General features: G+C 69.8%; 30 protein-coding genes, 1 tRNA gene and 2 pseudogenes. 17 read left to right on the top strand and 16 right to left on the bottom strand.

Annotated features, from left to right (window positions below; all coding sequences use genetic code 11):
- Positions 1-6 precede the first annotated feature (6 nt).
- The 5 genes from GOBS_RS07525 (at position 7) to GOBS_RS07505 (ending at position 3,230) form a co-directional block, all read left to right on the top strand.
- On the top strand, positions 7-750 hold the full coding sequence (locus GOBS_RS07525) for an energy-coupling factor ABC transporter ATP-binding protein (protein WP_243697663.1): 744 nt from the start codon (positions 7-9) through the stop codon (positions 748-750).
- On the top strand, positions 750-1,376 hold the full coding sequence (locus GOBS_RS07520; RefSeq protein WP_012947693.1) for an energy-coupling factor transporter transmembrane component T family protein: 627 nt from the start codon (positions 750-752) through the stop codon (positions 1,374-1,376). The genes GOBS_RS07525 and GOBS_RS07520 overlap by 1 nt, the downstream gene beginning before the upstream one ends.
- Positions 1,376-1,912, top strand: a complete 537-nt coding sequence (locus tag GOBS_RS07515; RefSeq protein WP_012947692.1) for an MOSC domain-containing protein — start codon at positions 1,376-1,378, stop codon at positions 1,910-1,912. The genes GOBS_RS07520 and GOBS_RS07515 overlap by 1 nt, the downstream gene beginning before the upstream one ends.
- 44 nt (positions 1,913-1,956) lie before the next feature.
- Positions 1,957-2,397 carry a YccF domain-containing protein gene (locus tag GOBS_RS07510; protein WP_012947691.1) on the top strand — a complete coding sequence of 147 codons (441 nt, stop codon included), beginning with the start codon at positions 1,957-1,959 and terminating at the stop codon, positions 2,395-2,397.
- Positions 2,398-2,480: 83 nt separating this feature from the next.
- Positions 2,481-3,230 carry an MBL fold metallo-hydrolase gene (locus tag GOBS_RS07505; RefSeq protein ID WP_012947690.1) on the top strand — a complete coding sequence of 250 codons (750 nt, stop codon included), beginning with the start codon at positions 2,481-2,483 and terminating at the stop codon, positions 3,228-3,230.
- A gap of 10 nt (positions 3,231-3,240) precedes the next feature.
- Here the strand turns inward: GOBS_RS07505 and GOBS_RS07500 are convergent, their stop codons facing one another.
- From GOBS_RS07500 to GOBS_RS07490, 3 genes are all read right to left on the bottom strand, one after another.
- Positions 3,241-3,657, bottom strand: coding sequence for an acyl-CoA thioesterase (locus GOBS_RS07500; protein WP_041241998.1), 417 nt, complete (start codon positions 3,655-3,657; stop codon positions 3,241-3,243).
- 160 nt (positions 3,658-3,817) lie between these two features.
- The gene (ettA, locus tag GOBS_RS07495) at positions 3,818-5,488 is read right to left on the bottom strand and encodes an energy-dependent translational throttle protein EttA (RefSeq protein ID WP_012947688.1); all 1,671 of its coding nucleotides are present in this window, start codon (positions 5,486-5,488) and stop codon (positions 3,818-3,820) included.
- Between the two features lie 102 nt (positions 5,489-5,590).
- Entirely contained in the window at positions 5,591-6,088 is a 498-nt protein-coding gene (locus GOBS_RS07490; protein ID WP_012947687.1) for a single-stranded DNA-binding protein, read from the bottom strand.
- 281 nt (positions 6,089-6,369) lie between these two features.
- Between GOBS_RS07490 and GOBS_RS25290 the strand changes: the two genes are divergently transcribed.
- The 4 genes from GOBS_RS25290 to GOBS_RS07470 are packed head-to-tail and all read left to right on the top strand — an operon-like array spanning position 6,370 to position 11,217.
- Positions 6,370-8,274, top strand: a complete 1,905-nt coding sequence (locus GOBS_RS25290; protein ID WP_012947686.1) for a sensor histidine kinase — start codon at positions 6,370-6,372, stop codon at positions 8,272-8,274.
- A complete protein-coding gene (locus GOBS_RS07480) occupies positions 8,271-8,648 on the top strand; it encodes a response regulator (protein ID WP_012947685.1) in 378 nt (125 codons plus the stop codon). Before GOBS_RS25290 ends, GOBS_RS07480 begins: the two co-directional genes overlap by 4 nt.
- Positions 8,645-10,948, top strand: coding sequence for a response regulator (locus GOBS_RS07475; protein ID WP_012947684.1), 2,304 nt, complete (start codon positions 8,645-8,647; stop codon positions 10,946-10,948). The genes GOBS_RS07480 and GOBS_RS07475 overlap by 4 nt, the downstream gene beginning before the upstream one ends.
- Positions 10,945-11,217: an Hpt domain-containing protein gene (locus tag GOBS_RS07470; protein WP_012947683.1), complete on the top strand. Its 273-nt coding sequence runs from the start codon at positions 10,945-10,947 to the stop codon at positions 11,215-11,217. Before GOBS_RS07475 ends, GOBS_RS07470 begins: the two co-directional genes overlap by 4 nt.
- Positions 11,218-11,221: 4 nt before the next feature.
- Here GOBS_RS07470 and GOBS_RS07465 read toward each other — a convergent pair whose 3' ends face one another.
- On the bottom strand, positions 11,222-12,667 hold the full coding sequence (locus GOBS_RS07465; protein ID WP_012947682.1) for a glycoside hydrolase family 30 protein: 1,446 nt from the start codon (positions 12,665-12,667) through the stop codon (positions 11,222-11,224).
- A gap of 191 nt (positions 12,668-12,858) precedes the next feature.
- On the opposite strand from GOBS_RS07465, the gene GOBS_RS07460 reads away from it, so the two are divergent.
- The 6 genes and pseudogenes from GOBS_RS07460 (at position 12,859) to GOBS_RS27230 (ending at position 15,743) form a co-directional block, all read left to right on the top strand.
- Positions 12,859-12,931, top strand: a tRNA-Arg gene (locus GOBS_RS07460).
- An 88-nt stretch (positions 12,932-13,019) separates the two neighbouring features.
- Positions 13,020-13,916 (top strand): tyrosine-type recombinase/integrase, encoded by an 897-nt coding sequence (locus GOBS_RS07455; protein ID WP_166487326.1) that lies wholly within the window; start codon positions 13,020-13,022, stop codon positions 13,914-13,916.
- 512 nt (positions 13,917-14,428) lie between these two features.
- Positions 14,429-14,658: pseudogene (locus GOBS_RS27240) on the top strand (IS5/IS1182 family transposase); the annotation flags it as partial.
- 100 nt (positions 14,659-14,758) lie between these two features.
- Positions 14,759-15,139 carry a VOC family protein gene (locus GOBS_RS07445; protein ID WP_012947680.1) on the top strand — a complete coding sequence of 127 codons (381 nt, stop codon included), beginning with the start codon at positions 14,759-14,761 and terminating at the stop codon, positions 15,137-15,139.
- Between the two features lie 113 nt (positions 15,140-15,252).
- Positions 15,253-15,389 (top strand): annotated as a pseudogene (locus GOBS_RS27235) (IS5/IS1182 family transposase); the annotation flags it as partial.
- 72 nt (positions 15,390-15,461) lie between these two features.
- Positions 15,462-15,743: a hypothetical protein gene (locus tag GOBS_RS27230; protein ID WP_166487325.1), complete on the top strand. Its 282-nt coding sequence runs from the start codon at positions 15,462-15,464 to the stop codon at positions 15,741-15,743.
- Between the two features lie 401 nt (positions 15,744-16,144).
- On the opposite strand, the gene GOBS_RS26095 is transcribed toward GOBS_RS27230, so the two are convergent.
- The 10 genes from GOBS_RS26095 to GOBS_RS07400 form a co-directional block, all read right to left on the bottom strand.
- The gene (locus GOBS_RS26095) at positions 16,145-16,606 is read right to left on the bottom strand and encodes a hypothetical protein (RefSeq protein ID WP_081448828.1); all 462 of its coding nucleotides are present in this window, start codon (positions 16,604-16,606) and stop codon (positions 16,145-16,147) included.
- Positions 16,607-16,609: 3 nt separating this feature from the next.
- Positions 16,610-17,653: a DUF4062 domain-containing protein gene (locus GOBS_RS26090; protein ID WP_012947679.1), complete on the bottom strand. Its 1,044-nt coding sequence runs from the start codon at positions 17,651-17,653 to the stop codon at positions 16,610-16,612.
- A 377-nt stretch (positions 17,654-18,030) separates the two neighbouring features.
- Positions 18,031-18,471 carry a hypothetical protein gene (locus GOBS_RS07435; protein WP_012947678.1) on the bottom strand — a complete coding sequence of 147 codons (441 nt, stop codon included), beginning with the start codon at positions 18,469-18,471 and terminating at the stop codon, positions 18,031-18,033.
- Complete coding sequence (locus tag GOBS_RS07430; protein WP_012947677.1) at positions 18,468-18,770, bottom strand: hypothetical protein; 303 nt, start codon at positions 18,768-18,770, stop codon at positions 18,468-18,470. Before GOBS_RS07430 ends, GOBS_RS07435 begins: the two co-directional genes overlap by 4 nt.
- A complete protein-coding gene (locus GOBS_RS07425; RefSeq protein WP_012947676.1) occupies positions 18,767-19,072 on the bottom strand; it encodes a hypothetical protein in 306 nt (101 codons plus the stop codon). The genes GOBS_RS07430 and GOBS_RS07425 overlap by 4 nt, the downstream gene beginning before the upstream one ends.
- A gap of 278 nt (positions 19,073-19,350) precedes the next feature.
- The gene (locus GOBS_RS07420) at positions 19,351-20,463 is read right to left on the bottom strand and encodes an AAA family ATPase (RefSeq protein WP_012947675.1); all 1,113 of its coding nucleotides are present in this window, start codon (positions 20,461-20,463) and stop codon (positions 19,351-19,353) included.
- Positions 20,460-21,692: a bifunctional DNA primase/polymerase gene (locus GOBS_RS07415; protein ID WP_166487324.1), complete on the bottom strand. Its 1,233-nt coding sequence runs from the start codon at positions 21,690-21,692 to the stop codon at positions 20,460-20,462. The genes GOBS_RS07420 and GOBS_RS07415 overlap by 4 nt, the downstream gene beginning before the upstream one ends.
- Positions 21,662-22,126, bottom strand: coding sequence for a hypothetical protein (locus GOBS_RS07410; RefSeq protein ID WP_012947673.1), 465 nt, complete (start codon positions 22,124-22,126; stop codon positions 21,662-21,664). Before GOBS_RS07410 ends, GOBS_RS07415 begins: the two co-directional genes overlap by 31 nt.
- A 115-nt stretch (positions 22,127-22,241) precedes the next feature.
- On the bottom strand, positions 22,242-22,487 hold the full coding sequence (locus GOBS_RS07405) for a hypothetical protein (RefSeq protein WP_166487323.1): 246 nt from the start codon (positions 22,485-22,487) through the stop codon (positions 22,242-22,244).
- Between the two features lie 178 nt (positions 22,488-22,665).
- Complete coding sequence (locus tag GOBS_RS07400; protein ID WP_041241387.1) at positions 22,666-23,472, bottom strand: recombinase family protein; 807 nt, start codon at positions 23,470-23,472, stop codon at positions 22,666-22,668.
- A gap of 574 nt (positions 23,473-24,046) precedes the next feature.
- Here GOBS_RS07400 and GOBS_RS07395 point away from each other — a divergent pair.
- Positions 24,047-24,970 (top strand): restriction endonuclease, encoded by a 924-nt coding sequence (locus GOBS_RS07395; protein WP_012947671.1) that lies wholly within the window; start codon positions 24,047-24,049, stop codon positions 24,968-24,970.
- A gap of 51 nt (positions 24,971-25,021) precedes the next feature.
- Here the strand turns inward: GOBS_RS07395 and GOBS_RS07390 are convergent, their stop codons facing one another.
- Positions 25,022-25,294, bottom strand: coding sequence for a helix-turn-helix domain-containing protein (locus GOBS_RS07390; protein ID WP_012947670.1), 273 nt, complete (start codon positions 25,292-25,294; stop codon positions 25,022-25,024).
- 89 nt (positions 25,295-25,383) lie between these two features.
- On the opposite strand from GOBS_RS07390, the gene GOBS_RS07385 reads away from it, so the two are divergent.
- Complete coding sequence (locus GOBS_RS07385; RefSeq protein ID WP_012947669.1) at positions 25,384-26,058, top strand: hypothetical protein; 675 nt, start codon at positions 25,384-25,386, stop codon at positions 26,056-26,058.
- A gap of 140 nt (positions 26,059-26,198) precedes the next feature.
- Here the strand turns inward: GOBS_RS07385 and GOBS_RS07380 are convergent, their stop codons facing one another.
- Positions 26,199-26,414, bottom strand: a complete 216-nt coding sequence (locus tag GOBS_RS07380; RefSeq protein WP_041241386.1) for a hypothetical protein — start codon at positions 26,412-26,414, stop codon at positions 26,199-26,201.
- Positions 26,415-26,461 lie beyond the last annotated feature (47 nt).

Raw genomic sequence — 26,461 nt, 5'->3', positions numbered from 1 at the left:
GACCGGGTGGTCGCTGCCATGCACTGGGGACGGCGCGGTGCCGCCGCAGCGGACGCGCCGCCCCTCCCCCGGACCGCCGTCGAGCTGCGCGACGTGACCCACGCCTACGGCGAGCGGACCGTGCTCTCCGACGTCACGCTGACCCTGACCGAGTCGCGGATCGGGGTCATCGGGGCCAACGGGTCGGGCAAGAGCACGTTCGCCCGGCTGCTCAACGGGCTGGTGGTGCCCACCGCCGGCACCGTGCTCGTCGACGGGCTGGACACCCGCACGCAGGTGCGGGAGGTCCGCCGGCAGGTCGGGTTCGTCTTCCAGGACCCGGACGCGCAGATCGTGCACCCCACCGTGGCCGAGGACGTCGCCTTCGGGCCGACCAACCAGGGCCGGCCGGCCGACGAGATCGCCCGCCGGGTCGACGAGGTGCTGGACCGGTACGGCCTCGACGGGCACCGGGACCACCCTGCCCACCTGCTCTCCGGCGGTCAGAAGCAGCTGCTGGCGATCGCGGGCGTGCTGGTCATGGAGCCGCAGCGGGTGGTCTTCGACGAGCCGACGACGCTGCTGGACCTGGTGAACACGAGACGCGTCGCGCAGGTGATCGAGGGGCTCCGGCAGGACGTCGTCGTGGTGACCCACCACCTGGACCTGCTCGCCGGTTTCGACCGGGTGCTGGTGTTCGAGGACGGCCGGCTGGCCGCCGACGGGTCGCCCGCCGAGACGGTGCCCTGGTACGTGGCCCGGAACGCCTGATGCTGTCGCTGTACGTACCGGGCACCAGCCCCCTGCACCGCACCCGCGCCGGCCTCAAGCTGGCCGTCCTGGCGGTGCTCGGGACGGGCCTTTTCGCCTTCCCCCGGATCGAGGTGGTCGCGGCCGCACTGGTGGGCGTGCTCGTCGCCGGCCTGGCGGTCGCCCGACTGCCCGCGAGGGCGCTGTGGGCGCAGGTTCGGCCGGTGTGGCTGCTGCTGGCGGCGCTGTTCGGCATCCACCTGCTGGTGACCGATGCGCTCACCGGCACGGTGACGGTGCTGCGACTGCTCACCCTGGTGCTGGCCGCGGCCGTGGTCACCGCGACCACCCGGGTGACCGCGCTGGTGGCCGTGGTCGAGTGGCTGCTGCGGCCGCTCGAGGTGGTCGGCGTGCGGCCGGCACGGGTGGGGCTGATGGTCGCGATGACGCTGCGGTTCATCCCGGTGGTGGCCGAGCGGGCCGCGCGGATCCGGGAGGCGCAGGCGGCCCGCGGAGCGTCGGGGATGCGGCTGGGTCTGCTGGTGCCGCTGCTGATCCAGGTCCTGCAGCTGGCGTCCACGCTCGGGGAGGCGCTGGACGCGCGGGGGGCGGACGACGTGCCGGCGCGCCGGCCGAGGAGGGCGTGATGGACGGCGGCGTGCTGATCGAGATCTGGCTGACGTCCGAGGCGGCCGCGCCGATGCGGCGGGTGCCCACGGCGCAGCTGCTGGCCGGGCGCGGACTGGAGGGCGACCGCTACGCGCTGGGTGGCGGGACGTGGGCGCAGTACCCCGACCTAGAGAAGCAGTTGACGCTGATCGACGCCGCGGACGTCGCCGCCGTCGCCGCGGACGCCGGCGTGCCGCTGACCCCGGGCGACACCCGCCGGAACCTGGTGACCACCGGCGTCGACCTGCCGTCGCTGGTGGGGCGCTGGTTCGCCGTCGGGGACGCGCTGCTGTTCGGGGCGAAGCGCTGTCCGCCGTGCACGCACCTGGAGCGGCTGACCGGCGCCCGGCTGGTGAAGGCGATGGTGCACCGCGGCGGCATCAACGCAGCGGTCTTCTCCGACGCGTCGATCGCGGAGGGTGCGGTGGTGCGGCCGGTGTCCGAGGAGGAGGCGGCACGGCGGGGTGCCCCCACCGGTGCCGGCCGCCCGGTTCCGCGGATCGTCAACGGCTGACGAGCTGCGGGGAACCGGACGGTTCCCAGGTCCGTGGAACGGGTGTGGACGCTCTCCGCACGGTGCTGAACCTGGTGTGGCTGGTCCTGCAGGGCTGGCTGCTCGCGCTCGCCTACGCCCTCGCCGGGCTGATCGCCTGCCTGCTGGTCGTCACCATCCCCTTCGGGATCGCCGCCTTCCGCCTGGCCGGCTTCGTCGTCTGGCCCTTCGGCCGGACGACCGTCCGCGCCCCCGACGCCGGGGTGGCCTCGGCCCTGGGCAACCTCGTGTGGTTCCTCGTGGCCGGGTGGTGGCTGGCGCTCATCCACGTCGTGGCGGGCATCGGCTTCTGCCTCACGGTCATCGGCATCCCGTTCGGCATCGCCTCGTTCAAGCTGGCCGCGGTGGGCCTGTTCCCGCTGGGCAAGCGGGTCGTCGAGACCGCCCCGCCGCGGGACTGGGTGCACGCCGGCAGCGGCGTGGTGCACGGCGCGCCGGCCTCCTGAGCCGACCGGACCCGCGGCTGTGGTCCGGTCGGCTCGCACAGGAGGACACTGTCCGGCCTCACGTCGTCCTCGAGGAGTCCTCCATGGAGACTCAGGTCACCGAGATCGCACCGGAGGTCTACCGGTTGTCGACCTACGTCAGCGATGCGGACATCGTCTTCAACCAGTTCCTCGTCGCCGCTGACGAGCCCCTGCTGTTCCACAGCGGCCCCCGGGCGTTGTTCCCCGTGGTGTCAGCGGCGGTCGCGCGCATCGTCCCCGTGCCAGAGCTGCGCTGGATCACGTTCGGCCACGTGGAGGCGGACGAGTGCGGCGCCATGAACCTGTGGCTGGCGGCTGCCCCGCGAGCCGAGGTGGCGCATGGCGCCCTGGGGTGCGCGGTCTCCGTAGCCGACCTGGCTGACCGGCCGCCACGCCCGCTCCAGGACGGCGAGGTGCTCGACCTGGGCGGGCGCAGGATCCGGCGCATCGAGACGCCGCACGTCCCGCACGGCTGGGACGCCGGGCTGGTGTACGAGGAGACGACGGGCACGCTCCTGTGCGGTGACCTGTTCACCGCCGTGGGCGCGGGCCCGGCCATCACCGAGCAGGAGATCACCGGCCCGGCGCTGCAGGCCGAGGACCTGTTTCGGGCGACCTGCCTGACCCCGGCGACGGGGCCGACCATCCGGGCGCTGGCCGACCTGCGGCCGGCGACCCTCGGGTTGATGCACGGCCCTGCGTTCACCGGGGACTGCGCGCAGGCCCTGGCCGACCTCGGCGACGCATACGACCAGCGGCTGGCCACCGAGGGGGCACGCCTCCACGGTCCGGTCGCTCCCGGCAGCGGGTGAGGAATCGGGCTCAGTCCGCGGGCTGCTCGTCGGCGTAGCGGGCGAGGAAGGCCTTCTCAGCGGGGGTCAGCCGCCGGGGCCGGTCGATGCCGAAGTCGAAGGGCACCAGCAGAGTGCTGCCGGTGACCGCCCGCCGTCCGTGGTCGAGGAGTTCGTAGTGGCAGGTGAAGGCCGCGGCCCGGATGCCGGAGACCCAGATCTGCACGTCGAGCGGGTCGCGGGAGTAGACCACCGGCAGCTTGTACTGGACGTCGTGGGCCGCGACGACCGTCCCCCGTCGCAGGCCGGTCTGCTCCTCCAGCGAGGCCCGGTCGAAGAACAGGTCGACGCGGGCCATCTCGAAGTACGTCAGGAAGACGACGTTGTTCACGTGGCCGTAGGCGTCCATGTCCGACCAGCGCATGGGGACCTGCACGGTGTGCCTCACGTCGGACACCCTGCCGCATGCGTCCGGCCGACCCCGGAACCACCCCGAAGACCGCGGCGGCCGGCGGAGCGGGTGCTCCGCCGGCCGTCAGTGACGTGCTGGAACGGCCCCGCTGCCCCCGGCCCGAGCTTGCGGGGGGTGGGGGCAGCGGGGTCCTTCCTCAGTCGCGCGCGAGCTTCCGGTAGGTGGCACGGTGCGGCCGGGCCGCCTCCGGACCGAGCCGCTCGACCTTGTTCTTCTCGTAGTCGGCGAAGTTGCCCTCGAACCAGAACCACCTGGAATCGCCCTCGTAGGCGAGGATGTGCGTCGCCACGCGGTCGAGGAACCAGCGGTCGTGGCTGACCACGACGGCGCAGCCCGGGAACTCCAGCAGCGCGGACTCCAAGCTGGTCAGCGTCTCGACGTCCAGGTCGTTGGTCGGCTCGTCGAGCAGCAGCAGGTTGCCGCCCTGCTTGAGGGTCAGGGCGAGGTTGAGGCGGTTGCGCTCACCGCCGGACAGCACGCCGGCCGGCTTCTGCTGGTCCGGGCCCTTGAACCCGAACGCGGCGACGTAGGCCCGCGAGGGCATCTCCACGTTGCCGACCTTGATGTGGTCGAGGCCGTCGGAGACGACGTGCCACAGCGTCTTCTTGGGGTCGATCCCGGCGCGGCTCTGCTCGACGTAGGAGACCTTGACCGTCTCACCGACCTTGATCTCGCCGTCGTCCGGCTTCTCCTCGCCGACCAGCATCTTGAACAGCGTGGTCTTGCCGGCACCGTTGGGGCCGACGACGCCGACGATGCCGTTGCGGGGCAGCGTGAAGGACAGGTCGTCGATCAGCACGCGGTCGCCGAAGCCCTTGGTGAGGTCGCTGGTCTCGACGACCACGTTGCCCAGCCGCGGGCCCGGCGGGATCTGGATCTCCTCGAAGTCCAGCTTGCGGTACTTCTCGGCCTCGGCAGCCATCTCCTCGTAGCGCTGCAGGCGGGCCTTGCTCTTGGCCTGGCGGGCCTTGGCGCCCGACCGCACCCACTCGAGCTCCTCGGCCAGCCGCTTCTGCCGCTTGGCGTCCTTGGCGCCCTCGACCTTGAGGCGGGCGGCCTTGGTCTCCAGGTAGGTGGAGTAGTTGCCCTCGTAGGGGTAGGCCCGGCCGCGGTCGAGCTCGAGGATCCACTGGGCGACGTTGTCGAGGAAGTACCGGTCGTGGGTGACGGCCACGACGGTGCCGGCGTACTTCTCCAGGTGCTGCTCCAGCCAGGCGACGCTCTCCGCGTCGAGGTGGTTGGTGGGCTCGTCGAGCAGCAGCAGGTCCGGCGCCTCGAGCAGCAGCTTGCACAGCGCGACGCGGCGGCGCTCACCGCCGGACAGCACCGTGACGTCGGCGTCGCCGGGCGGGCAGCGCAGCGCGTCCATGGCCTGCTCGATGCGCGCGTCGAGCTCCCAGCCGTCGTGCTGCTCGATGACCTCCATGAGCTCGCCCTGCTCGGCCAGCAGCGTGTCGAAGTCGGCGTCGGGCTCGCCCATCGCCGCGCTGACCTCCTCGAAGCGGGTCAGCGCGTCGCGGAGCGGCTTGACGGCCTCCTCCACGTTGCCGCGGACGTCGAGCTCCTCGTTCAGCGGCGGCTCCTGCAGCAGGATGCCGACCGAGGCACCCGGCGCCAGCATGACGTCGCCGTTGGAGGGCTGCTGCATGCCGGCCATGATCTGGAGGACGGTCGACTTGCCGGCGCCGTTCGGGCCGACGACGCCGATCTTGGCGCCGGGCAGGAACGACAGGGTGACGTCGTCCAGGATCACCTTGTCGCCGTGCGCCTTGCGCGTACGCACCATCGTGTAGATGTACTGAGCCACTGGGCTTCGAGGCCTTCCGTCGGTTCGCGAGTGGCGGGCGGGCCGGCCGACTGCCGGCCCGCCCCCGTGCGTTCTCCCCTCCGATCCTCCCAGCCCGGGCGCTCAGCCGTGCGCGGGCTCCGTGGCGAGGTCGGCGGTGTCCACGGAGTGCAACGTCTCGGGACCGTCCTCGTAGTCCCGGCCGCGCACCAACTCCTCGTGCCCCGGCTGCGCCGGGGCCGGCACCGGCTCGGCGGGGCGGGCCGGCCGGCTCCGCTTGAACACCCCGATGCCGCGGGCCAGGTTGTGGCCGACGACGGCGGCGCGGATCCGCGGCGTGCTGCGCTTCCCGTTCTCGCCCTCCCAGCTGTGCGTGGTCAGGGTGCCCTGGACGATGACCGGATCACCCTTGCTGACGCTGCCGGAGACGTTGCCGGACAGGTCGTTCCAGCACTCGACGTCGACCCAGAAGGTGCCGGCGTCGACGAACTGCTGGGTCTGGGGGTCGAACCGGCGCGCGGTGGAGGCCAGGCGGAAGTTGGTGACCGCGCCGTTCTCCAGGCTGACGCGGCGGGGTGAGTCGACGACGTTGCCGACGACGGTGACGTGGGTGTCGTTCACGGTGCTCCTCAGGGGTTGTCCGCCGAGGCCGGCGGGGACCGGCGCGGTGCCGGTGTGTCCCGACCCTGCGCCGCGCGGGACGTCGTCCCCAGGGCGCCGGCCGATGTGTGGACGGACTGCCTGGCTGTGGATGCAGACCGCCACCCCCACGCACCGCCGACGAGATGTGGTGTCGGCGACACGCCGGTAGCCTCCTTTCGGTGACGCCGCCGCGCGCGGACACCGACCCCTCCGACACGACTCGGGCAGCCGATCGCCGGCGAGTCCTCGAGGAGCTGGGTGTGCTGGGCACGCCCCACGAGGAGCGCTTCGACCGGATCACCCGGCTCGCCGCGCGCCTGCTGGACGTCCCCTTCGCGATGGTCAACCTCGTCGCGGACGACCACCAGTGGACCAAGGCCGGACACGGGCTCGCCGTCCAGCGCACTCCGCTGTCGGACAGCATCTGCCGGTACCCCGTGCAGTCCGGTGTCCGGCTGGAGGTCAACGACCTCACCGAGGACGAGCCGTTCCGCACGAACGCCTTCGTCGTCGAGGACCCCCACGTGCGCTTCTACGCCGGCGAGCCGCTCTCCGCAGGCGGAACGCCGGTCGGGACGCTCTGCGTGCTGGACACAGAGCCCCGTGAACTCAGCGACGACCAGCGGGCGCTGCTCGCCGAGCTCGCCGCCTGGGCCGAGGCGGAACTCAACAACACTGCGCTGAATCACCTGGTCGCGGAGCTGCATGACCGCGAGCACCGGCTGCAGCGGCTGGTCGACGCGGTCCCCGAGGGCGTGTTCCTGGTCGACGAGGCGGGTGCGGCCCGGGCCACGAACGCGGTGGCCGAGCGGCTCTTCGGCCTGCCGCACGGGCGGCGTGTCCCCCTCGACACACTGCTGCCGGGCCTGTCACCGGACAGCCCGCCCTTCGCCCGTCGACGCAGGGGCGATCGCACCGGCGTGACCCGGGCCGAGGTGACCGGCCGGTCCGCCGACGGCCACCGCTTCCCGCTCGAGGTCTCCGTGAGCCCGCTCGAGGACGCCGGCGACGATCGGTGGCTGGTGCTGGCCCGGGACCTCAGCCCGCGCGAGGACGCCGAGGCCGAGCTGCGCCGGCAGGAGCGGCTCACCTCGATGATCCTGGCCTCGGCCGGGGACGGGATCGTGGGCAGTGACCACGCCGGCGTCGTCGTCTTCGCCAACCCGGCCGCCACTCGGATCCTCGGGTGCCGGGAGTCGGACCTGGTCGGCAAGTCGCTGCATGCGGTGGCCCACCACACCCGGCCGGACGGCAGTCCCTTCCCGCAGGACGAGTGCCCGACCCACCGGGCCATCACCGAGTCCCAGTTCGTGGTGGTGCACACCGACCTGTTCTGGCGGCGCGACGGCCGGCCTGTGCCGATCGAGATGAGTGTCGCCCCGATCGTCTCGGGGGACGAGGTGCACGGTGCCGTCACCACGTTCCGGGACATCAGCCAGCGCACCGAGGTGGAACGCCTGAAGGACGAGTTCATCAGCGTGGTGAGCCACGAGCTGCGCACCCCGCTGACCTCGATCAAGGGCAGTCTGTCGCTGCTGACCAACGGCGTCATGGGTCCGGTGCCCGCCGCCCAGCAACCACTGCTGGACATGGCGCGCCGCAACGCCGAGCGGCTCGGTGAGCTCGTCGACGACATCCTCGACCTCGACCGCCTCGAGGCCGGGCGCATGCCCCTGCGCCCCGTGGAGACCGACGCCGACGAGCTCGCCGCCCAGGTGGTGGGCTCGCTGCAGCCGGCGGCCGCTGTGGCCGGTGTCGAGCTCAGCGTCAAGCCGTGCGGCGGCGGCGCGACCGTCGTCCGCGTCGATCCGCACCGCATGAACCAGGTGCTGACCAACCTCGTCGGCAACGCCATCAAGTTCAGCAGCCCCGGGTGCCCGGTGACCGTGTCCGTGTCCCGGGCCGGGGACGAGGTGTGCCTGGCGGTGCGCGACCGCGGTCCCGGCATCCCGGAGGACCAGCACGCAGCGGTCTTCGAGCGGTTCCGCCAGGTCCACGAGCCCGGCGGCGCCCGGACCGGGACCGGCCTCGGCCTGCCCATCGCCCGCGGCATCGTCGACCGGAGCGGCGGACGGATCGAGTTGACCAGCGAGCCCGGCAAGGGCAGCACCTTCACCGTGGTGCTCCCCGCCGCCCGCGAGACGACGGGAGGTGATGGGGGGTGAGCAGGACGATCCTCGTGGTCGACGACGAACCCGACATCCGCGAGCTGGCGCGGCTCGGGCTCGAACTCGTCGGTGGCCACCACGTCGTGGTGGCCGACTCCGGGGCCGCCGCTGCAGCGCTGGTCGAGGAGGTTCGGCCTGACGCCGTGCTGCTCGACGTGCAGATGCCCGGCATGGACGGTCCGGCGACTCTGGCGGCCCTGCGGTCGGGACGCGTCGGGGCCACCGTGCCGGTCCTCTTCCTCACCGCGAGCGTGCAGGAGGCACAGCTCACCCAGCTGCTCGAACTCGACGTCGTCACGGTCCTGTCCAAGCCCTTCGACCCGATGACCCTCCCGCAGCAGGTGGACCAAGCCCTGGGGTGGTCCTCGTGACCTCGCCCGCCGGAACGGGGCGTACGGCGCTCGTCGTCGACGACGACGAGATGGTGGCCGAGCTGGTGAGGGCGGGCCTGGAGTCCGCCGGGCTCACCGTGGTGACGGCTGCCGACGGCCACGAGGCCCTCGATCGCCTGGCCGAGGCCGTGCCGGACGTCGTGGTCTCGGACGTGAACATGCCCGGCATGGACGGGTTCGCGCTGGTGAGCCGGCTGCGCGCCGAGCCTGCGACCCGCCGGGTCCCGCTGGTGTTCCTCAGCTCCCGATCCCAGCGGGACGACGTCCTGACCGGCCTCCGGCTCGGTGCGGATGACTACGTCCGCAAGCCGTTCGACCTCGACGAACTGGTGGGCCGGGTGCTCGCCAAGGTCGCCCGCCCGCCCGTTCCCGTGGACGAGCTGGTGCACGACGTGCGCACCGGGCTGCTCAGCCCGGCACGGGTCCTCGAGGAGATCGACCGGGAGGCGGTGCGCGGACGGCGCACCGGCCGCCCGGCCGCGGTGGCGGTCCTGGACGTCGCCGAGCGCGGGATGCTCCGCTCGCGGTTCGGCCCCCGGGGCGATGACGAGCTGGCGCTGCAGGTCACCGCGCGGCTGGCTCCGGACGCCGGACCGCTCGAGCAGGTCGGCCGGGACTCCGCGGGACGGTTCGTCGTCCTCATGCCCGAGACCGACGAGGACGCGACCCGCGCCCGCCTCGACGAGCTCTCCGCGCGCATGGCCGGGGATCGGCTGACCGTCGCGGGGGACCGGGTGCAGGTCACCCCGGTGATCGGGTGGACCGCGCTCGGCCCGGAACCCGCTCAGGTGCTGCTGGACCGGGCCGCGCTGGCCGCCGACGCGGCCTGGTCGCACCTGGACCTGCGGCCGGTCCGCTGGACTCCGGACCTCGAGGCCACCGCCCGGAGCGAAAGAGGCCGCCACCGCGCCGGACCCCGGCTGCGGGCGCGGCTGCGGACGCCGCTGCAGGTGGTGCTCACCCTCGTCCTCGGCGTCGTCCTGCCCTTCTTCGTCCACCTGGGTCTCCACGCGGTGGGGGTGGACATCAGCGGCGTGACCTACCCGATCGTGGTCGTGGCGCTGGTGGTGACCGCGGCCTCGATCTGGGCCGAGGGGTTACTGGCGCTCCGTCCCGACCAGCCGCCCGAGGAACCCGCGGCCCCCTACCCGCGCGCGTCCGCGGTCATCGCCGCCTACCTGCCCAACGAGGCCGCGACGGTGGTGGAGACCGTCGAGTCGTTCCTGCGGCTGGACTATCCCGGTGAGCTGCAGGTCATCCTCGCCTACAACACCCCGCGGCCCCTCCCGGTCGAGGAGACGCTGGCCGACCTGGCCCGAAAGGACCCGCGCCTGGTCCCGTTCAAGGTGCTCGACTCGACCTCCAAGGCCCAGAACGTGAACGCGGCGCTGGCCGAGGTGACCGGGGAGTTCGTCGGTGTCTTCGACGCCGACCACCACCCCGACCCGGGCTCCTACCGGCGGGCGTGGCGGTGGCTGTCGCACGGCTACGACGTCGTCCAGGGCCACTGCGTGATCCGCAACGGCGACGCGTCCTGGATGGCACGCACCATCGCCGTCGAGTTCGAGTCGATCTACGCGGTGAGCCACCCGGGCCGCGCCCGGCTGCACCGGTTCGGCATCTTCGGCGGGTCCAACGGCTACTGGCGCACCGACCTGCTGCGCCGCATCCGCATGCACGGCTCGATGCTCACCGAGGACATCGACTCGAGCCTGAGGGTCGTCGAAGCCGGGGGACGGATCGCCTCGGACCCGCACCTGGTGTCCCGGGAACTCGGGCCCACCACGCTGAAGGCGGTGTGGAACCAGCGGATGCGCTGGGCGCAGGGGTGGTTCCAGGTGTCGATGAAGCACCTGCCGCTGGCCTGGCGCTCGCCGGCGCTGTCACTGCGGCAGAAGCTCGGCATGAGCTTCCTGCTCGGCTGGCGGGAGGTCTACCCGTGGATCTCGCTGCAGATGATCCCGATCATCGCCTTCCTGGCCTGGCGGGACGGCGGTCTGGGCCGGCTGGACTGGCTGGTGCCGCTGTTCGTGCTCACCACCCTGTTCACCGCCTCGGTCGGCCCGGGCCAGGCCTTCTTCGCCCGTAAGCTGGCCGTCCCGGAGATCCGGCGGCAGCGGTGGTGGTTCCTGCGCTACCTCGTGGTGTCGTCGTTCTTCTACACGGAGTTCAAGAACGTCATCGCGCGGGTGGCGCAGCTCAAGGAGTTCTCCGGCGAGCGGGAGTGGAAGGTGACGCCCCGAGCGGCGCCCGCGGCCTCGGAGAAGAGCGCGTCGTGAGCGACGCCGTCGCCAGGTTGTGGGAGCGGTTCCGCCCTCTGGTCGACCAGCGGGTGGAGCTGCTGCGGGCTCACGCCGAGGGGGACCCCGGCGTGCCGCGGGAGGAGGCGCTGCGGGTGGCGCACAACCTGGCCGGGTCCCTCGGCAGCTACGGGCGCCCCGCGGGGTCGGAGATCGCCCGCCGGATCGAGGAGGCGCTGCAGCAGGGCGTTCCACCGGCCGCCCTCGCGCCGCTCGTCGCCGACCTGCGGACGGTCGTCGAGGGCTGAGGCGTCACCAGGTCGCGGTCACCAGGCCGCCCGCAGGCACCTCCAGGACGGCGGACCGGCCGGCCCAGCGGACGGGGACCCGCCGCGCCTCGCCGGCGTCGTTGAGCAGGAGCAGGACGTGCCCACCGGACGGGGTGCGGAAGGCGACCGACTCGACCCCGGCTGCGGTGCGCTCGGGCGTGGGCAGCCGCACCGACCCGCGGGGGACGAAGCGGCCGGCGTGGGACAGCAGCCAGTACTCCACCGACGGGGTCACGCTGCCGGTCGCGGGGTCGACGGTGAGGACGCCGCGGCAGTTCGTGCAGCCACCGTTGGTGGGCCCGCCGTCCGGGTCGAGCGCGAGGTTCCACCACAGGACCGCCGCCGAGGAGTTCCGGAAGCCGCCGATCAGGACGTGCCGGGCTCCCCACCGGAGGTCCCCGCTCCAGGACGTCGACCAGGTCCCACCCGAGCACTCGGTGGTCCAGATCCGGGTGGACGGTACGGCGGCCGCCACGGCCGACTGCGCGGAGACGTCCCCGCCGTAGCAGTGGAAGGCCGCTCCGGCGTACGCATCGGCCGCCGGACCGGTGAGCAGGGACACCGGTGTGGCCGTGTCGTCCCAGTTGTGGTCGTGGGCCAGGACGTCGACGTCGCCGAGCCCGGCTCCGTCCAGCCGGGCGCGGACGGCGATCGCCAGGCGCTCCTGCTGCCCAGCGTCCACCAGCATGCTCGGGTAGCCGGCGTCCTCGTGTCCGGGCTCGTTGGCCAGAGTCAGTGCCACCACCGGCGCGCCGGCGGCGCGGAGGTCCGCGACCGCGCGCACGAGGTAGTCGGCGTAGACGTCCTCGCGCACCGGGCCGAGCCGCCCGCCGTGCGTCGTCCCCGAGGTCTTCATCCACGCCGGCGCACTCCACGGCGTGAGGACGACCCGGACGGCCGGGTTGACGGCGAGCGCTTCGGACAGCACGGGGAGCACGTAACGCCGCGCCGGGTCGATGGAGAACGAACTCAGGTCCTCGTCGGTCTCGCCCGGCGGGACGTCGTCGTAGGTGTGGTCGTCGAGGGCGAAGTCGCTGGCGCCCAGCGGCACGCGGAGCACGCTGATCCCGGCGCCGGTCGCTGGGTCGAACAGCTGCCGCAGCGTCTCGTGGCGTGCCGCGGGGGGAAGCCCGCCCAGCAGGACGGCGGAGGACTCGGTCAGCGCGGCCCCCACACCCACGACCTCCTGTCCCGGCTCCTCCCCGACCGTGACCGCTCCGGTGCCGGTGCGGTCCCTGCCGAAGGCCGTCGTCCGCTGCGGAGAGAGGAGGGCCTCCCCGGGGCCCGTCGTGAGCCACCACCGCAGCGTTGGCCCGGTGGCTGCTTCGGCGGGCGGGACGGCGCCGCGGTCGCTTCCCCCGACCTGCGCGCCGACGAGCAGGGCGACCCCCACTGCCACCGTGACCACTCGCGACCTGCGGGCGCGCATCTCGTCCCTTCCTCTCGAGCCGTCGGGCTCGAAGGCCCCCGCCGTCTCATCGACAGCAGGCGTCGTCCGCCGCAGCCCCCGAAGGGGTGATGCACCGGCATCGTCCTCTCCCCCGAGCGACCCCGGCGGACACGTGGGCTCGCCCCGGGCTCCGGTGGGGTGCCGCAACGGGTGCGATGATCGGAGCGCGAGCGCCCGTAGCTCAGCGGATAGAGCAGGTGCCTTCTAAGCACTTGGTCGCAGGTTCGATCCCTGCCGGGCGCGCAGTGTGGGTCTGACCTGCGGTTTCGACTAGCCGAGCGCAGCGCGCTGGCGGTTGACGGTGGCCAGTGAGCAGGTAACAGTCCGCGCCATGGAACAGGAATGGGCAGCACTCCGGCGCGACTTCGCCATCTCCATGCGCGCCGAGGGGAAGTCCGTGAACACCCAGAGGGTGTACCTGCGGGCGGTGAACAGACTGGGCGCGTGGTGCGTGGACATGCAGCGGGGTGGCCCCACCCGGATCCGCAGGCAGGACGTGATGGCGTTCCTGGCAGACATGAGCGAGACCTGGAGTCCGGGCACGCGGAACCTCGTGTACCGGGCGCTGCAGCAGTTCTTCGGGTGGATGGTACGCGAGGAGGAGATCGAGAAGTCCCCGATGGCGGGCATGCGCGCACCCACCGCACCAGAGACACCGGTGCCGGTGCTGACGGAAGAACAGCTTCGTCAACTTTTGGCTACGTGCTGTGGCAAGACGTTCACAGGCCGTCGAGACAATGCCTTGATCCGGCTGTTCACCGACACCGGGTGCCGTCTAGGCGAGCTGTCCGGACTGAAGTTTGAGGACGTGGACCTCACCGACCAGTCCATCCGCGTGCTGGGCAAAGGGTCGAGGATCCGGGTGGTGCCGTTCGGTGCCCGCACCGCCCAGGCGATGGGCCGGTACCTCCGAGTGCGGGAGCGGAGCGCCCACGCGTCCCGGCCGGAGCTGTGGCTGGCGGAGAAGGACCGGGGCGTGCTCGGCTACAGCGGCGTGACCCTCATGCTGCGTCGGCGCGGCAGGCAAATCGGCATCGCGAACCTGCACGCCCACCAGTTCCGGCACACCGCTGCGCACCGGTGGGGAGCCAACGGTGGGTCGGAGACGGACCTGATGCGCCTCATGGGCTGGCGGTCACCTCAGATGCTGCGCCGGTACGCCGCGTCCACCGCCGATGAGAGAGCGAGGGACGCGCACCGACGAATGGCGCTGGGCGACCAGCTCTGACACTTCGCCCTCAGCGCCTCTGGGAGCTTCGCAAAAAACGAGGCAAGGCGATTGGGCGGGGGACTCTATGAACGCCCGGCAGAGGCAAGCTGAGAGCGATTCTGAGCGGTGAGATGCCGTGACGACATCTTCCGAAAAGCGTGCATGGGTGAACGGGCACGACATCCGAAGTGGGCGCGCAAGATTTTTCAGATGCTTGGGGCACCTCTAATAGAGAAGTTGATCTTGAGGCCAGGCGATACAGACCTCGATGTTGAGTGGACGAGGACGCCGACGGCGAACCGGGCCGGAGGGCTGGACGAGGACCACGAAATAGCGCCTGCGGCCAAGGACGACGGCTCTCCGGTCACTGAGCCTTTCCCAGTAGCCGAGGGTTGGTAGGTCAGGCGGGACACGCCGACGGCGGCCGGATGACCGGAGACGACGCACGACCTCGGTAGGCGGGACGTCCTCTCACAGATCGTCTTCCCACCTGAGGTCCTGCTGTATCTGATCCTGTCAGCTACACCGCCGTGCTCCCGGTTGATGAGGAGACGGTGCAGATCGTGTCGGGCCTCCTGGCCGCCGAGCGCCGTCGCCGGGAACCCGAGGTCGGCGGCGGGCGCTGGGCTGCTACCGGCAGGCGGTGCTGATGCTGCGCTGGTTCCTCAACGGGACCCGGCTGGCCTGCGACCACCGGATCGGCCGCTCGACGGCCTACCGGTATCTGCACGAGGGCAGCGACGTCCTCGGCGGTCTGGCTGACCGACGCCCACGGGCAGTGACCCTCGATGCGCGTAGATGATGGCGGCCGAAACGAAGTGGCTCCGATGAGCCCTGCGCTCCCCGCTCGTCTACCTACCATGACCACACAGACAGCCACGCTCACGAGGATCTCGACGGTCGCCATCCCCGTGTCGGATCAGGACGCCACGAAGCGGCTCTTCGAGGAGCTCGGTTTCGAGACACGGTTCGACGGGGACGTCAATGTCGACTTTCGCTGGATCGGCATGGCTCCACCTGGTGGAGGCACCACGCTGAGCGTGATCGCAGCCACCGACGCACTGCCCACCGGCATCGACACCGGCATCCGCTTCATCACCCCCAATGCCCGTGCGGCGCATGCCCGCCTCGTCGACCTCGGACTGAGGGTCGGCGACCTCCTCGATTGGCCCACAGCACCGTTGATGTTCGAGTTCTGGGACCTCGACGGGAACACGATGTATGTGGCCGAGCCTGAGTGAGCGGTCAAGGTCTCCCCGGCAAGGCCGGACCACATGATCAACACGCACGCTGACGCGGAGCACATGAGGGGAGACGGCGCAGGACCCCCGGTAGGAGGGACGTCTTCTCGAGGATGCCCCAAACCGAGGTCGTGGGCGTGTCCGATCCTCTCGCCTACACCGCCGTGCTTTCGGTCTCCGAGGCGACGTGCTCTTCGTAGACGGCCTGCTCGCCGCCGCCGAGCTTGAGCGGGAGACAATCTCGCAGCGAACCCGTGACGGCCTGGCCGCCGCCAAAGCATAAAAGGTTCGCATCGGCACTCCGCGCGTCCTCCCCGACGACGTGGCCGACCGCATCACGGAGCTGCGCCAGGGTGGCGCGACCACGACCGCCATCGCTGAATGGCTCAACGAGGAGGGAGTGCCACCGCCCGTGGTGGCGACCGCCGATGGCCGTCCTCGCACAACCTGCGGCCGGTGGCGCGACGGTCGCCTATCGAACTGGTGCGCCGGTGTCTGCCATCGCCGCACACGGTCGCTGGGCCCGACGTCGCCGGTCGTGCTCGGCTACATCCGCGCGGTCGACCGCTGGAGTGACAACCCGTTGCGCGGTGCCGGGCTGTAGGGCCGACCCCTTAGCGTGGGCAACCAACCGGCTGAGCGGCCCTGTGCACTACTTCAGGAGTGAGGAAGTGAACGGCCAGAGCGGAGGCCGTCCTGAGCAGCCTCAGGGTCGGGAGGCGTATGGGGTGACTGCTCAGGCAGGGGGAGTCAGGGGGTGCGCGGCGCGCCAACTTCGTGCCCTTGGCGGACTCTCACAGATTTACACCAGCACCTATGGGGACGACGCCGAGGAGGAACAAAGGCGAACGGACGAGGCCAGACGGCTCCGAGTTACGTTGCATTCTCAAGTCAAGGGGGCGATCCCGCGCCCCACAGACCCCTGGGACGCCAGGCATGCGGGTCACTCTGACCGACGCCGCTATCTCTACCTACAATGCCCTGCGGGCTGGATAGCAAGGCCAATCAGATACTCGCCATATTCACGACTGTAAGAGCAACGAGGAGGATCCCGAACAGAGCGACACCGGCGTGAAGCGCCGTCCACAACGCATGCAGGCGAAGTCGGTGCATTCTCGGAAACGCGACATAATGGCGCAGACGAGCCTGCTCCAACTCCGACCCTAGGTCGGGAAGCACCCCATTTTGGCGTAGCGAAGCGGTCAAAGCTCGGGCCTGCTGTAGATGGTAAACGGATCGCTCGTGATACTTCATCGAAGTTAGAGAGCCGTAGAGGCCAATCAGGACGACAAGAACGGAAAGTGGCAACGTCCGTCCGCTGTAATTTTGCTGCACTGTGAACCCGCCGAGGGCTGAGGCGATGATCAGGACATAATTGGTTAGGGTGCTACGTTGCTGTTCTGACTGACGCAGTTGCTGTCGATGCTCACTCCAGTATGCCAGCACAGCATCTGATGCCTCGGCCACTGTCTATTCCCTTGTTTTTCTGGACCGCGACCGCTGTCCCTGCGAGTTTTCCGTGGCGTCGTCGAGGGTAGCAAAGGGAGGTAAATCGAATAGTGCTCGCACCTCATTCAGCGCTTCTATAAAGGTATTCGGTGCGCCTTTCAGGACACCAATAGTAGCCCGAGGCGTCCTTGACCCCAGGTTCTCAACAAACTCCCTGTAGGTTGACGCATTCTGCAACGCCTTGATGATGAATTCGTCGTCGAGATGGAAGGTCTTGTTCAGCAGTTGCACAATTTCGTTCTGGCTTGCCTCGCGAAGCAAGCGGGTGTCCGCTAGGCGCTTGCGCTCGGAATCAATGAGCGTCTCCGATTTATCCTTCGCGACACTTTGCATGACGACCTCCATATACCGCCTAAGCGTTTCATTCAACTCCCGCATCTCGGCTACTTGCTCACTCAAAGCGCGAAGCTGTTGTTGTTGTGTGGACCGCTGAAGAAGGTCGCGGAAATACCCCGCCCATTGCTCCCGCAACCAATCCTCAATCTCAGTGAATCTTTCGAACGTCTGCATAGGATTATTTCGAGGACGCCCAAGAATGTCTTCTATGAGATGAAATACCTGCGGAGAATCGACGTGTGCATAGTGGATTTTTGGATTCTCGCGGTTGAGCCTAAATGTTCTGTACTCGGCATGCACAGCCTTCTCGACCAGGACATATATCGGGATATCCCTGTCCACCGCGCGCTGGTATTCGGACTTCGTGATTGACTCGTAGCGAGTTAGTGCCTCGGTGTCCTCGCCATCGCCGAGCGGCTCGACTGCTCGTGCCCGGCCTTCACTCGCAGGTGACCCATATCGGCCGCCGATAATCATCACAAAAACGTCACAGGACTCAACCTCTCGATAGCATGACTCGTCCAGTGGCCTATCAGGCGTGTAAGCGATGTCGCCCTTTTCCGACAGGACGGTGTCAAAGCCAAGAGAGCGGACGAATATATCCAGCGAGGCCCGAATATGCTTCAGGTCGTAGAAGGTTGAGCTGATGAAAACCCTGGGCCGCGCCATGCTTCACTCTAAGGGACGATCTGCCGATCCCGCCCGAGGCTGGCTCTCGGGCCCCAGTACGTTGCCCTCGGTTCATGGGCGTCTTACCGATTGGTCGCGTTGCGGACCTGCGTGTCACCCGCAACCAGCACGTTGAGCCCGGCGGCGACGGTGGCCTCCAGGAAGCGGCGGCCCGGTCCTCCCGGTCCTCGATCAGATAGACCGGGAGTGTCACGTCCGCCGCTTCCGCCCCGCCTTCGCCGCGTCCTGAGCGCCTGCGTGTCGGCCAGCCGCCGCCGGATCCGGCGCTTGGCACCTCGGCTCATGCGCGGGCTCGTCCCGTCCCTACGACCCACCGTTGCCACCCCTCCATTGCTTGACCCGCACGATGGGGTCCTTCACCGCGCCGTCGTGGCGGGGACACAGCCAGCCGATCGGCGCGCCTCCACCGTCTTGACACCGCGCAGGATCACCCCGCCGTCGGCGGGCACCGGCCACGCCAGGTGGATACGGGGCAGCACCGGCGCGATGCCGTCCGGGTCCCCGCACACCCAGCATTTGAGCAACCGGGTGTCCCAGTGCCGGTCACCCTCCTCCAATCCGTGGTGGCGTTTCGTGCAGTCGGTGCACCGCACGCGGAGATCATCGGCGCGGAGCCAGTCGAACACCTGGCGCGCGGTCTGGTGGCCGCAACCGGGCACCGGATCATCCGGTGACCGGTGCAGCGTCCACTCCGCGTGCGGCACGACGGCCTCCGTCATTACGCGCGCCACCCCCTCCTGAGCCAGGCGGACGCAGAGCCGTTCGGTCGCTGCTTTGTACTTTGACAGCTGGGTCACGGTGTCGTCCTCTCCAGGTGCTCGTGCATCAGTCGGAGCGCGGTTCGACCGTCCCGCTTGGTGAGGTCCGGCAGGGCGCTCGGTCGTCCCCACCACGCGGTGTGCGTGTTAAGCCAGTAAATGCTTCGAAAGCGTTCGCTGTGGACCGTTGGCGTCCATCGGTCCTCACGCGCCAGGTGCAGCCGCCAGCTGTTCGGATGCACGCCGCCGTACCGGCCGCCTCGAACGACGAACTCCGACACCACTTCGTCCACCTCGACGCCGAGCAGTGCCGACAGCTCGACCAGGGGCGCGCTCACCGCTCCCGGTAGACCTCAAACACCCTTCGGGCGACCTCGCGCACCTCGTCGTCGGCCATTCCGGCCCGGACCGACGCCCGCACCGTCTGGCGCTCGGTCATCCCTGCCACGGCGAGCCCGGCCGTCTCGCGGTAGCGGGCCGCGCGCCACGCGAGTGCGGTCAAGCCGCACGTGTCGATCTCCTCGTCATCGCGCTTGCCGCCCTTGCAGGGCGGGGTCCGCTTCTTCTTCCGGGTGGCGCGCAGCTTGGGCGGTGCCTCCTCGGTCTCTTCGCTGTCGCTCCACGTGGGTACGGTGGTCATCGGTTCGTCCCTTCGAGACTGTGACGCTGTCGGCACCTCTCCCGCCTTCCCTCTCCTAGAGAGAGGGGAGAGGGAAAGCGGGAAAGGTGGGGTGCGGGTTTCCCGCGAGTTTCCCGCTCCGGGAAACCTGGGATTGCGACCCTCACCTGCGGTTTCTCTTCCCCGTGGCCAGGTTTCCCGGTGCAGGTTTCCCAGCACCTTTCCTGTCCGTACGCCTGGGAACGTTGGACCCCGCAGGTTTCCCACGGAGAACTTGCCTATGTCCTGACATAGTTCGGTCACCGCTTCAGGTCGTAGTCATCGCGCACGCGCAACCGGGTGGCCTGGTACGGCTTCCCGCTCTTGTCCACGTCGGGCACCTTCACCTCGACGAGCTGGACCTCACCGCCCGGTGGCGGGTAGACCATCTCCTTGACTGCCTGGCCCGCCACGACGAACCTCCCGCCGGTCGCTTTGGCCAGGCTCGACCGGTTGTAGAAGTCCGGCTTGTTCAGCACCAGGTCGTACGCGACGTCCTGCAGCGCCTTGATCGGGTCGGCCACGACCTCCGTGTGCAGGTCGGACAGCGTGGGCGGCACGACGTCCAGCACCGGCACGATCGACGCCTCGTGCGGCTCCATGTGGAAGCGCAGCTTCTCCATGCGGGGCCCGTACTTGTTCTTGACGCACGCGATCGTCCGCCGGACCACCGGTAGCACCACGTCGAACTTGCCGCGCTGCGCCGACGAGCCGCGCTCGCGGCTGTCGTCCCACCCCGTGTGATGGACGATGCCGACCACGGCTCCGGTGGCCCGCTGAATCTTCCGCAGCGCGTCCACCAGCCGGTTGATGTCCTTGGCGGAGTTCTCGTCCCCGCCGATCATGTGGTCCTGCTGCGTGTCGAAGATGACGAGATCGACGTTGGCGTCGGCGAGGTTATCCACGATGGCCGCGACGACGGCGTCGTCCAGCAGGTTAAGCCCCACCTCCAGCGACCAGGCAAGATCCTCGTCGTCCTCGTCCGGGTGGGCGGCGAGCCACGCGTCGATCCTCACGCCGAGGTCGGCGCTGCCCTCGCTGGCGATGTAGACTACCCGCCCGCGCTGCGTGCAGCCGTGACCCATCCACGGAATCCCGTTGGCCACCGACAGCGCGAGGTCCAGGCCCACGAAGCTCTTGAACGAGTCGGTGGGGCCGACCAGCTGGAACACCACCCCCCGTGGCAGCGCGTCCAGCACGAGGTACGTCGGGGGAGGTCGCAGCCGGACCGTCTCGGACGATTGCAGCTGCAAGATGCCGCCCGGCCACTTCGGTGGCGGCACGTCCTCAATCTCGTCCTCGTCGGCGGTCGCCTCGATGCCCGCAGAGATTTGCGCCAGCACGGCCCGGATGTCCGGTTCGGTCGCGGTCACAACGTCCAGCCCTTCGCTATCTCGGTCAGTCGGGCGACCTCGGCCGCTTCGCGCTCGGCGTCCCTCTTGTCGCGGGCGGCCTTGCCGTACACGGCGCGCTGCGCCTTGTTCTCCAGGTCGCCGTCGTCCCACGGGTAGTCGGCGATCTTGAGCGGCGTGCGGTCGGCGATGGTGCGCAGCACCTCGAACGTCGCTTCCCACGTCAGACCGCGACCGGCGCAGCTTGCGGCCACCCGGAAGAGTTCATCGTCTTGATTCATCTCGACCGGAATCCCGGTCTGCAGGTAGACCTCCACCGGCACCGCCGTCCGCGCTGCGAACGGGTCCCTGCTGGCCGATCCCGCTCCTGGCCGGGTGAGTGAGTCGGCGAGCAGCGCGCGAGGCAGCACAGCACCACCCAGAGCGCCGAGGAAGTCAGCCACCGTCGGCCGCCAGAGGTCGTCGGCGGACAGCGCGGGCGGGTCGTTGCCGAACATCTCGGCGAACGTCACACCGCCGTCCGTCCGCGTCGTCTGGGGCGTGTCCATCCACACCGGCGTCGTCGGCTTCGTGAAGAGGTAGGGCAGCCAGACCGCGTCCGTCTCGGCCCGCTCACGGTCCCGGACCTTCCGGTTGCGCGAGGGCTTGCCGTCCTTCGGGTCTATGGACGCGGTCGCGTACAGCGACGGTCGGACCTGACTCGGTGGAGCGAGCACGTACGTCCCGTCGAGCTGTAGATCCACACCAGGGACGTAGGGGTGGCACGTCGTCCCCGACTGGCCACCGCGCGGCAGTAGGTACCACTCGTGCTCGCCGAACGGGGTGCGGACCACGATCCCGCGCGACACCTCGACCCCCACGGTGCGCAGGTGCGCGGCGAGCTGCAGCCGAGGGCGCTCGCCGTGCTTGCGATCGTGGTCGATGACGCCGGTCTGATTGATCCGACCTTGCGGTATCCCGATGTTGGCGAACGGCTCGTCGGTCCACCACTTCGTGATCTGTTCCGGGTCGTTGCTGGCCTTCTCCTCCAGCGACCACCCCGTGCCAAGCAGACCGGAGTGCGACGCCTTCGTGCCCGGCCGGACGGGGATCACCCGCAGACCACACGCCGCGTAGAAGAGGGCGTTATGGAGGTAGCCGTCGTGTGCCGTCGGCACCGGGAACCGCACGTTCAGCAGGTCACCCGAGTGCAGCACTTTCGAGTTACGCGGTACTGTCATCACGTCCTTCTTCTCGGCGAGGGACGGCAACAGTCGAGTTCGCTCGGCGGTTCGGAAAACAGGTCGGAATGGCCGAGGTCGCGTTTGAGTAGCCCTTCACGAGACCTCGCCCGTTCTGTGTCTGGGGCGGGCACTTGGTGCTCGGGCACGAGCCAGTTCGACACCGATCCGGCGCGGCCGTCGGCCCCGTGGAACTTCCGGGTGCGGATGCTCCACCGCTTGCGCGTGTCGACCAGCGACCACCGCTCGATACCGGCGGCGTCGGCGGCGGCGAACACCCGCCTGTCCAGCAGCAGCTGCCCGTGGCGGTCGATGACGTCGAGCAGGAAGTTCTCCGCCTCGTCCCGCTTGCACCGGCCGGTGCGGGTGAGGGTGTCGATTCGCCCGTGGCACGGCGCGCAGAGGGCGACCAGCGACTCTAGGTGATCTTGATACCTGAGGATCGACCCCTCGACGTCGAGCACCGGCGCGCTCACCTGGGGCCCCGCAACAGCGTGCGAACCCGGTCCGCTTGGGCGGGCGTCAATTTTGGAGCCGTCGCCGCGATCTGCGCAGCAACAGCTCGGACCTCTTCGGCGGTCATCGGGTAGCCACCGCCTCGGACCGCTTCGGTTCGGCCAGCTTGTCCTCGGTGAACAGTCGCTCCAGCTCGACCCCCAACAGCGCAGGGGTTCGCTCCCTGATGATCTCGCTAGGGCGCGACAGCCCGTAGCACGCGGACCGAAACGTCAGGTAGTCAACGCCGAGTAGCCGCGCGACGGCGGCCATGCTTCTGCCCTGCGAGCGCAGGACGGCGTGAATCGGCTGGAAGGTGGACGCGGACAACAGGAACCTCCGAAGGGCATGGATCGGCACAGGGATTCCTGATTCCGATCCGCCCTCGGCGGAAGCTCGCCTGTCGGCTGGGAGGACAGATTGTCGACTCCGCAAGTCCGGGACGCGTGCTGGTGTGTACTTTACATGCGTACACAGGGCGGGGCAACCGCCGCGTAACGATCGACTTCTACACGCGCCATTCGATTCGAACGGTGCCGGGATCGAATTTCCCGAAGCGTCCGGGAAGCAGAGTGACGGTCGCCAAAGCGTCGATCACCGCCCGCCTCGCCGCCAGGTCCAGCCCCCGCCAGGCGGCCACCGGATCCGCCGCAGACGCCAGCTGGACCAGCTGGGAGGTCCGGGCGGCGCTGGTGATCTTGCGTTGGACGACGCCCTGCTCGGCTCGGATGGTCCACTTGGTCGCGACGTAGTCCTCCTCATCAAGCACGCCACGGTCCAGCCGGTCCCGCGCCTGATCCAGACGGCGGGTCAGGGCGGCAGCTTCAGCCCGCAGCGCGGCCACCTCCTCGCCGTGGTGCACCCGCCGACCGGCGATGCTGGGCGCGGTGATGATCCGGCGCAGGCTCTTCCCCCGCCAGCGGCGGCCGGTCACCGTGGTCACCCCGTCGGCGTTCCACTCTTGCGCGATGCTCTCGGCCGACGCTCCCGATTCGATGATCCGGCGCGCGGCGTTGCACAGCAGCGCCGCCTTCGCCTCCTTGATCACCAGGACGTGCCCGAAGTTGGACGCTTTCCGGTCGCCCGGCCGGTGCTCGACGGAGTACCCGAACGGGCGGAACCCGCTGCCCCACCGACCGTCCTTGGCGATGTCCTCCTGCTTTCGCTTGTGCCGGGCCTTCCTCTTGCGGATCTCCTCGGCGGCGATGCTGGCGCGGATGCGGGCGTGCAGCACGCCCTCGCTGGTCAGCAGGTGCTGCGCGCCGACGTCCTCGAAGACGCGCAGCAGCAGCTCCAGCTCGTACGGCTCGCGCACGAGCCGGTCCTCGCCATGCACGCCTGGGTCCGGCAACACACCGGCGCGGAGCGCCCGTACCTTGGCGAGTGGCGCGCACGGGGCTGGAGCCGGTACCCCTGACCAGATGACTCGACAGTTCGATGATTCGATTAACGCCCTGCTGTTCTGGGCTATGGCTGCCTTGCCCTCGGCAGAGCGGGTGTTGTCATCCGAGAACTGGTCCCCCTCGGGCGACTCCGGCGCACCTCAGGGGGTCGGCAAAGTCCGATATGCGCGGATTGACCTGCGGTGATGGCGAGCAGAGGCCCGGATCCTGTCCCTGAGCCGTCCTTGGGGCTCCCTACCTGCAAGGTGATCGCTCTCCTCCTGGCCAGGTCAGCGCGTCCCGGCAGTCCCTCTGCCAGCGACACAGGCAGATCGGGCACCCGGCTGCATCGTCTCCACGGCAGCATTGGCGCAGCTCACAGCCCTGGTTGACGACTTTGCCGACCACGTGGCCTGCGGGCCCGTCGAGTAGAACGGCGCTCGCTGCCTTCGTCAGCCTGGCTGGCGGTCCCAAGCGCCGAGGGACCAGCCAAGTAAGTTTCGGCACATGGCCGTTCCGCCGTTTCACCGCTACCTCGACCCGGTCCTTCGGGCCACCTCCGACGGGAACGAGCATCGGGTAGCCGACCTGGCGGCAGAGGCGGCGAGTGTCCTGGGCCTGACCAGCGACGACATGCGCGAGGTGACCCCTAGCGCCAAGCGGTCCCGCAACCTCGACCGGACGTATTGGGCGGTGACGTACCTCTTCCAGGCAGGGCTGCTGGAACGCCCAGGACGGGGCGCGGCGCGGATCAGTCAGAGGGGGGCCGACGTCCTGCGCTCTGGGGCTGGGCCGGTCAGCCTGGACACCCTGCGCCAGTTCGACGAGTTCTTGGAGTTCAAGGGCAGAAAGCGGGAGGCAGGCGGCGACTCCACCGACAACGGGTCGAAGGTGGACGACACCCTGAGCGAGTCGTCGCCTGTGGACGCGATGCAGGCGCTGGTGGACCGCGCCAACGGGTCCGTGGCCGCCGAACTGCTGGCCCGCATCGTCGCCCAGCCCCCGGACTTTCTGGAGCGGGTGGTCCTGAAGCTGCTCTCCGCCCTGGGCTACGGCGGCTTGCAGGCCACCACTGAACACCTTGGCGGCCCCGGCGACGAAGGGCTGGACGGCGTTATCCGGCAGGACGCCCTCGGGCTGGACGTCGTCTACGTGCAGGCCAAGCGCTATGCGGTAGACCGCAAGGTGGGCCGCCCGGACATCCAGGCCTTCGTCGGGGCCCTGACCGGCGCTCAGGCCAACCGTGGCGTCTTCATCACCACCAGCTCCTTCACCCCGGACGCGAGGGCCTACGCGGACCGGGTGGGCATGCGGCTGGTCCTTATCGACGGTCGGGAGCTGTCACGGCTGATGGTGGACCGCAACGTTGGGGTGTCAATCGAGGAGACGTACCACCTGAAGCGCATCGACGAGGACTTCTTCGAAGCGTGAGGCCGGTGTGGACTACGCACACCCTTCTCTACGGGGGCGGCGTCCCGGCGGCTACCCGTGCCCGTCCCGCCGTGCGGAGGCACTGGCGGGCATCGCCTCAGCGCCGGTCGGCCGCCGCCGGACGCCGTGCTTGTCCAGGATGTTGCGGACCGCCGAGTGCGAGCGGTCCGTCAGCTCGGCCAGCTCGTGCAGCGAGCGCCCACCCGCGTACCCGTCGAGGACGAACCGCTCGACGCGTGCCTGCACGGCCGGGTCCGGGCGCGGCGCGGCCGTCCCGGCGAACTCCGGCAGCGGCCTCAGCTGCGGACGCGGCGGGTAGGGCACAACGGGAGCGTAGGCAGCGGTGCACGTCCACCGCGTCCCCCGGACGGGCAGGGCGGCGAGGACTTCTACCGCACGTAGGGTCGGCGGCCGTGAACAACGGGGGAGCGCTGGCGTTCTGGTCTGCGGCAGCCGACGGCGGGAGTGGGTCAGCGCCGTGGTGGCTGGGCATTGTCACCGCCGTCCTGGCCGGTGGCTTCGCACTGCTGGGCGTGCGTTTGAACCAGCGGCACGCTGCGGAACAGCGCCGCCTGGACCGGCACGAGGACCGCCGGGTGGAGCAGCGTGAGGCACTGGCCGAGGTGCTGGCCACCGGCCGGGAGTACAAGGCCAGCCTCGACGCGGTGATCTTGCGGGCCATGGTGGCTGTGGACGCCGTGGCCTTCGGTAACAGCCCGGCGGTAGACGGGCACGGCCCACTCGACAGGGCGCACAGCCGCGCGTTGCTGACCGCCCGGCTCGTTCTTCGGGACCCACCCGTGCTGGCCTACGTCACTCGCATGTCCGAGCTGATGGAAGAGATCCCCAAGCAGCTGCCCCCGATCCTGAACAGCGCCAAGGCCAACGGGAAGCGGGCCGACGTGGAAGCCGCTGGCCCCGCGTTGCAGCGGGCCGCCGGGTACGGCAAGGCGCTGGACATGCTGGAACGGATCACGCGCGAGCGGGTGGTGGATGACCCGCAGGAGGCTCGGCGGCGGTGGCGGCAGCGCGTGCGGCTGCCACGCAGGCGACAGCCGACTGCACCCGAGGTCGATGCCAGTACCTAGCCGTCCGCCCACACCACCGTCGCGAAGTTAAGGATGCGGGCCAGGACGCTAAGGGCGGCCAAGGTGTGGCGCGGGTCTGGAGCGGGCTGAGGGGAGCCTCTAATGTGGAGGCTCCCCTCAGCTCTCAACTAAGCCACGACTCACCAGTTCCTGCGATACCCGTCCGCCATGTTCTGGTGACGGCGGGCCATGTCCTCGGCCCGCCGCCTGGCTTCTGCCGCTTCCTGTACACGCGCGGCCTCTTGCTCCATGGCGACCCGGGCCAGCGTCCGTGCTCGCTCTTCTTCGGCCCGTTTGCGCATCTCGTCGCGCATGTCTTCCTCGGCGCGAATCTGCGCCCGCGTCCAGTCATCCACTCTCGTTCACCCTTCTCTCGCCCCGCGAACGACCCGGCCGACTCGTT

The sequence above is a fragment of the Geodermatophilus obscurus DSM 43160 genome (genome assembly GCF_000025345.1).
Classification (GTDB): Bacteria; Actinomycetota; Actinomycetes; order Mycobacteriales; family Geodermatophilaceae; genus Geodermatophilus; species Geodermatophilus obscurus.
This window is presented reverse-complemented; position numbering and strand designations above follow the sequence as displayed.

Excerpts from the sequence above, each read along its gene's own strand:
- GOBS_RS07445 (WP_012947680.1), top strand. The coding sequence starts at position 14,759 with ATGACCACACAGACAGCCACGCTCACGAGGATCTCGACGGTCGCCATC.
- GOBS_RS26090 (WP_012947679.1), bottom strand. The coding sequence starts at position 17,653 with ATGGCGCGGCCCAGGGTTTTCATCAGCTCAACCTTCTACGACCTGAAG.
- GOBS_RS07520 (WP_012947693.1), top strand. The coding sequence starts at position 750 with ATGCTGTCGCTGTACGTACCGGGCACCAGCCCCCTGCACCGCACCCGC.
- GOBS_RS07465 (WP_012947682.1), bottom strand. The coding sequence starts at position 12,667 with ATGCGCGCCCGCAGGTCGCGAGTGGTCACGGTGGCAGTGGGGGTCGCC.
- GOBS_RS07455 (WP_166487326.1), top strand. The coding sequence starts at position 13,020 with ATGGAACAGGAATGGGCAGCACTCCGGCGCGACTTCGCCATCTCCATG.
- GOBS_RS07505 (WP_012947690.1), top strand. The coding sequence starts at position 2,481 with ATGGAGACTCAGGTCACCGAGATCGCACCGGAGGTCTACCGGTTGTCG.
- GOBS_RS07425 (WP_012947676.1), bottom strand. The coding sequence starts at position 19,072 with ATGACCACCGTACCCACGTGGAGCGACAGCGAAGAGACCGAGGAGGCA.
- GOBS_RS07515 (WP_012947692.1), top strand. The coding sequence starts at position 1,376 with ATGGACGGCGGCGTGCTGATCGAGATCTGGCTGACGTCCGAGGCGGCC.
- GOBS_RS07395 (WP_012947671.1), top strand. The coding sequence starts at position 24,047 with ATGGCCGTTCCGCCGTTTCACCGCTACCTCGACCCGGTCCTTCGGGCC.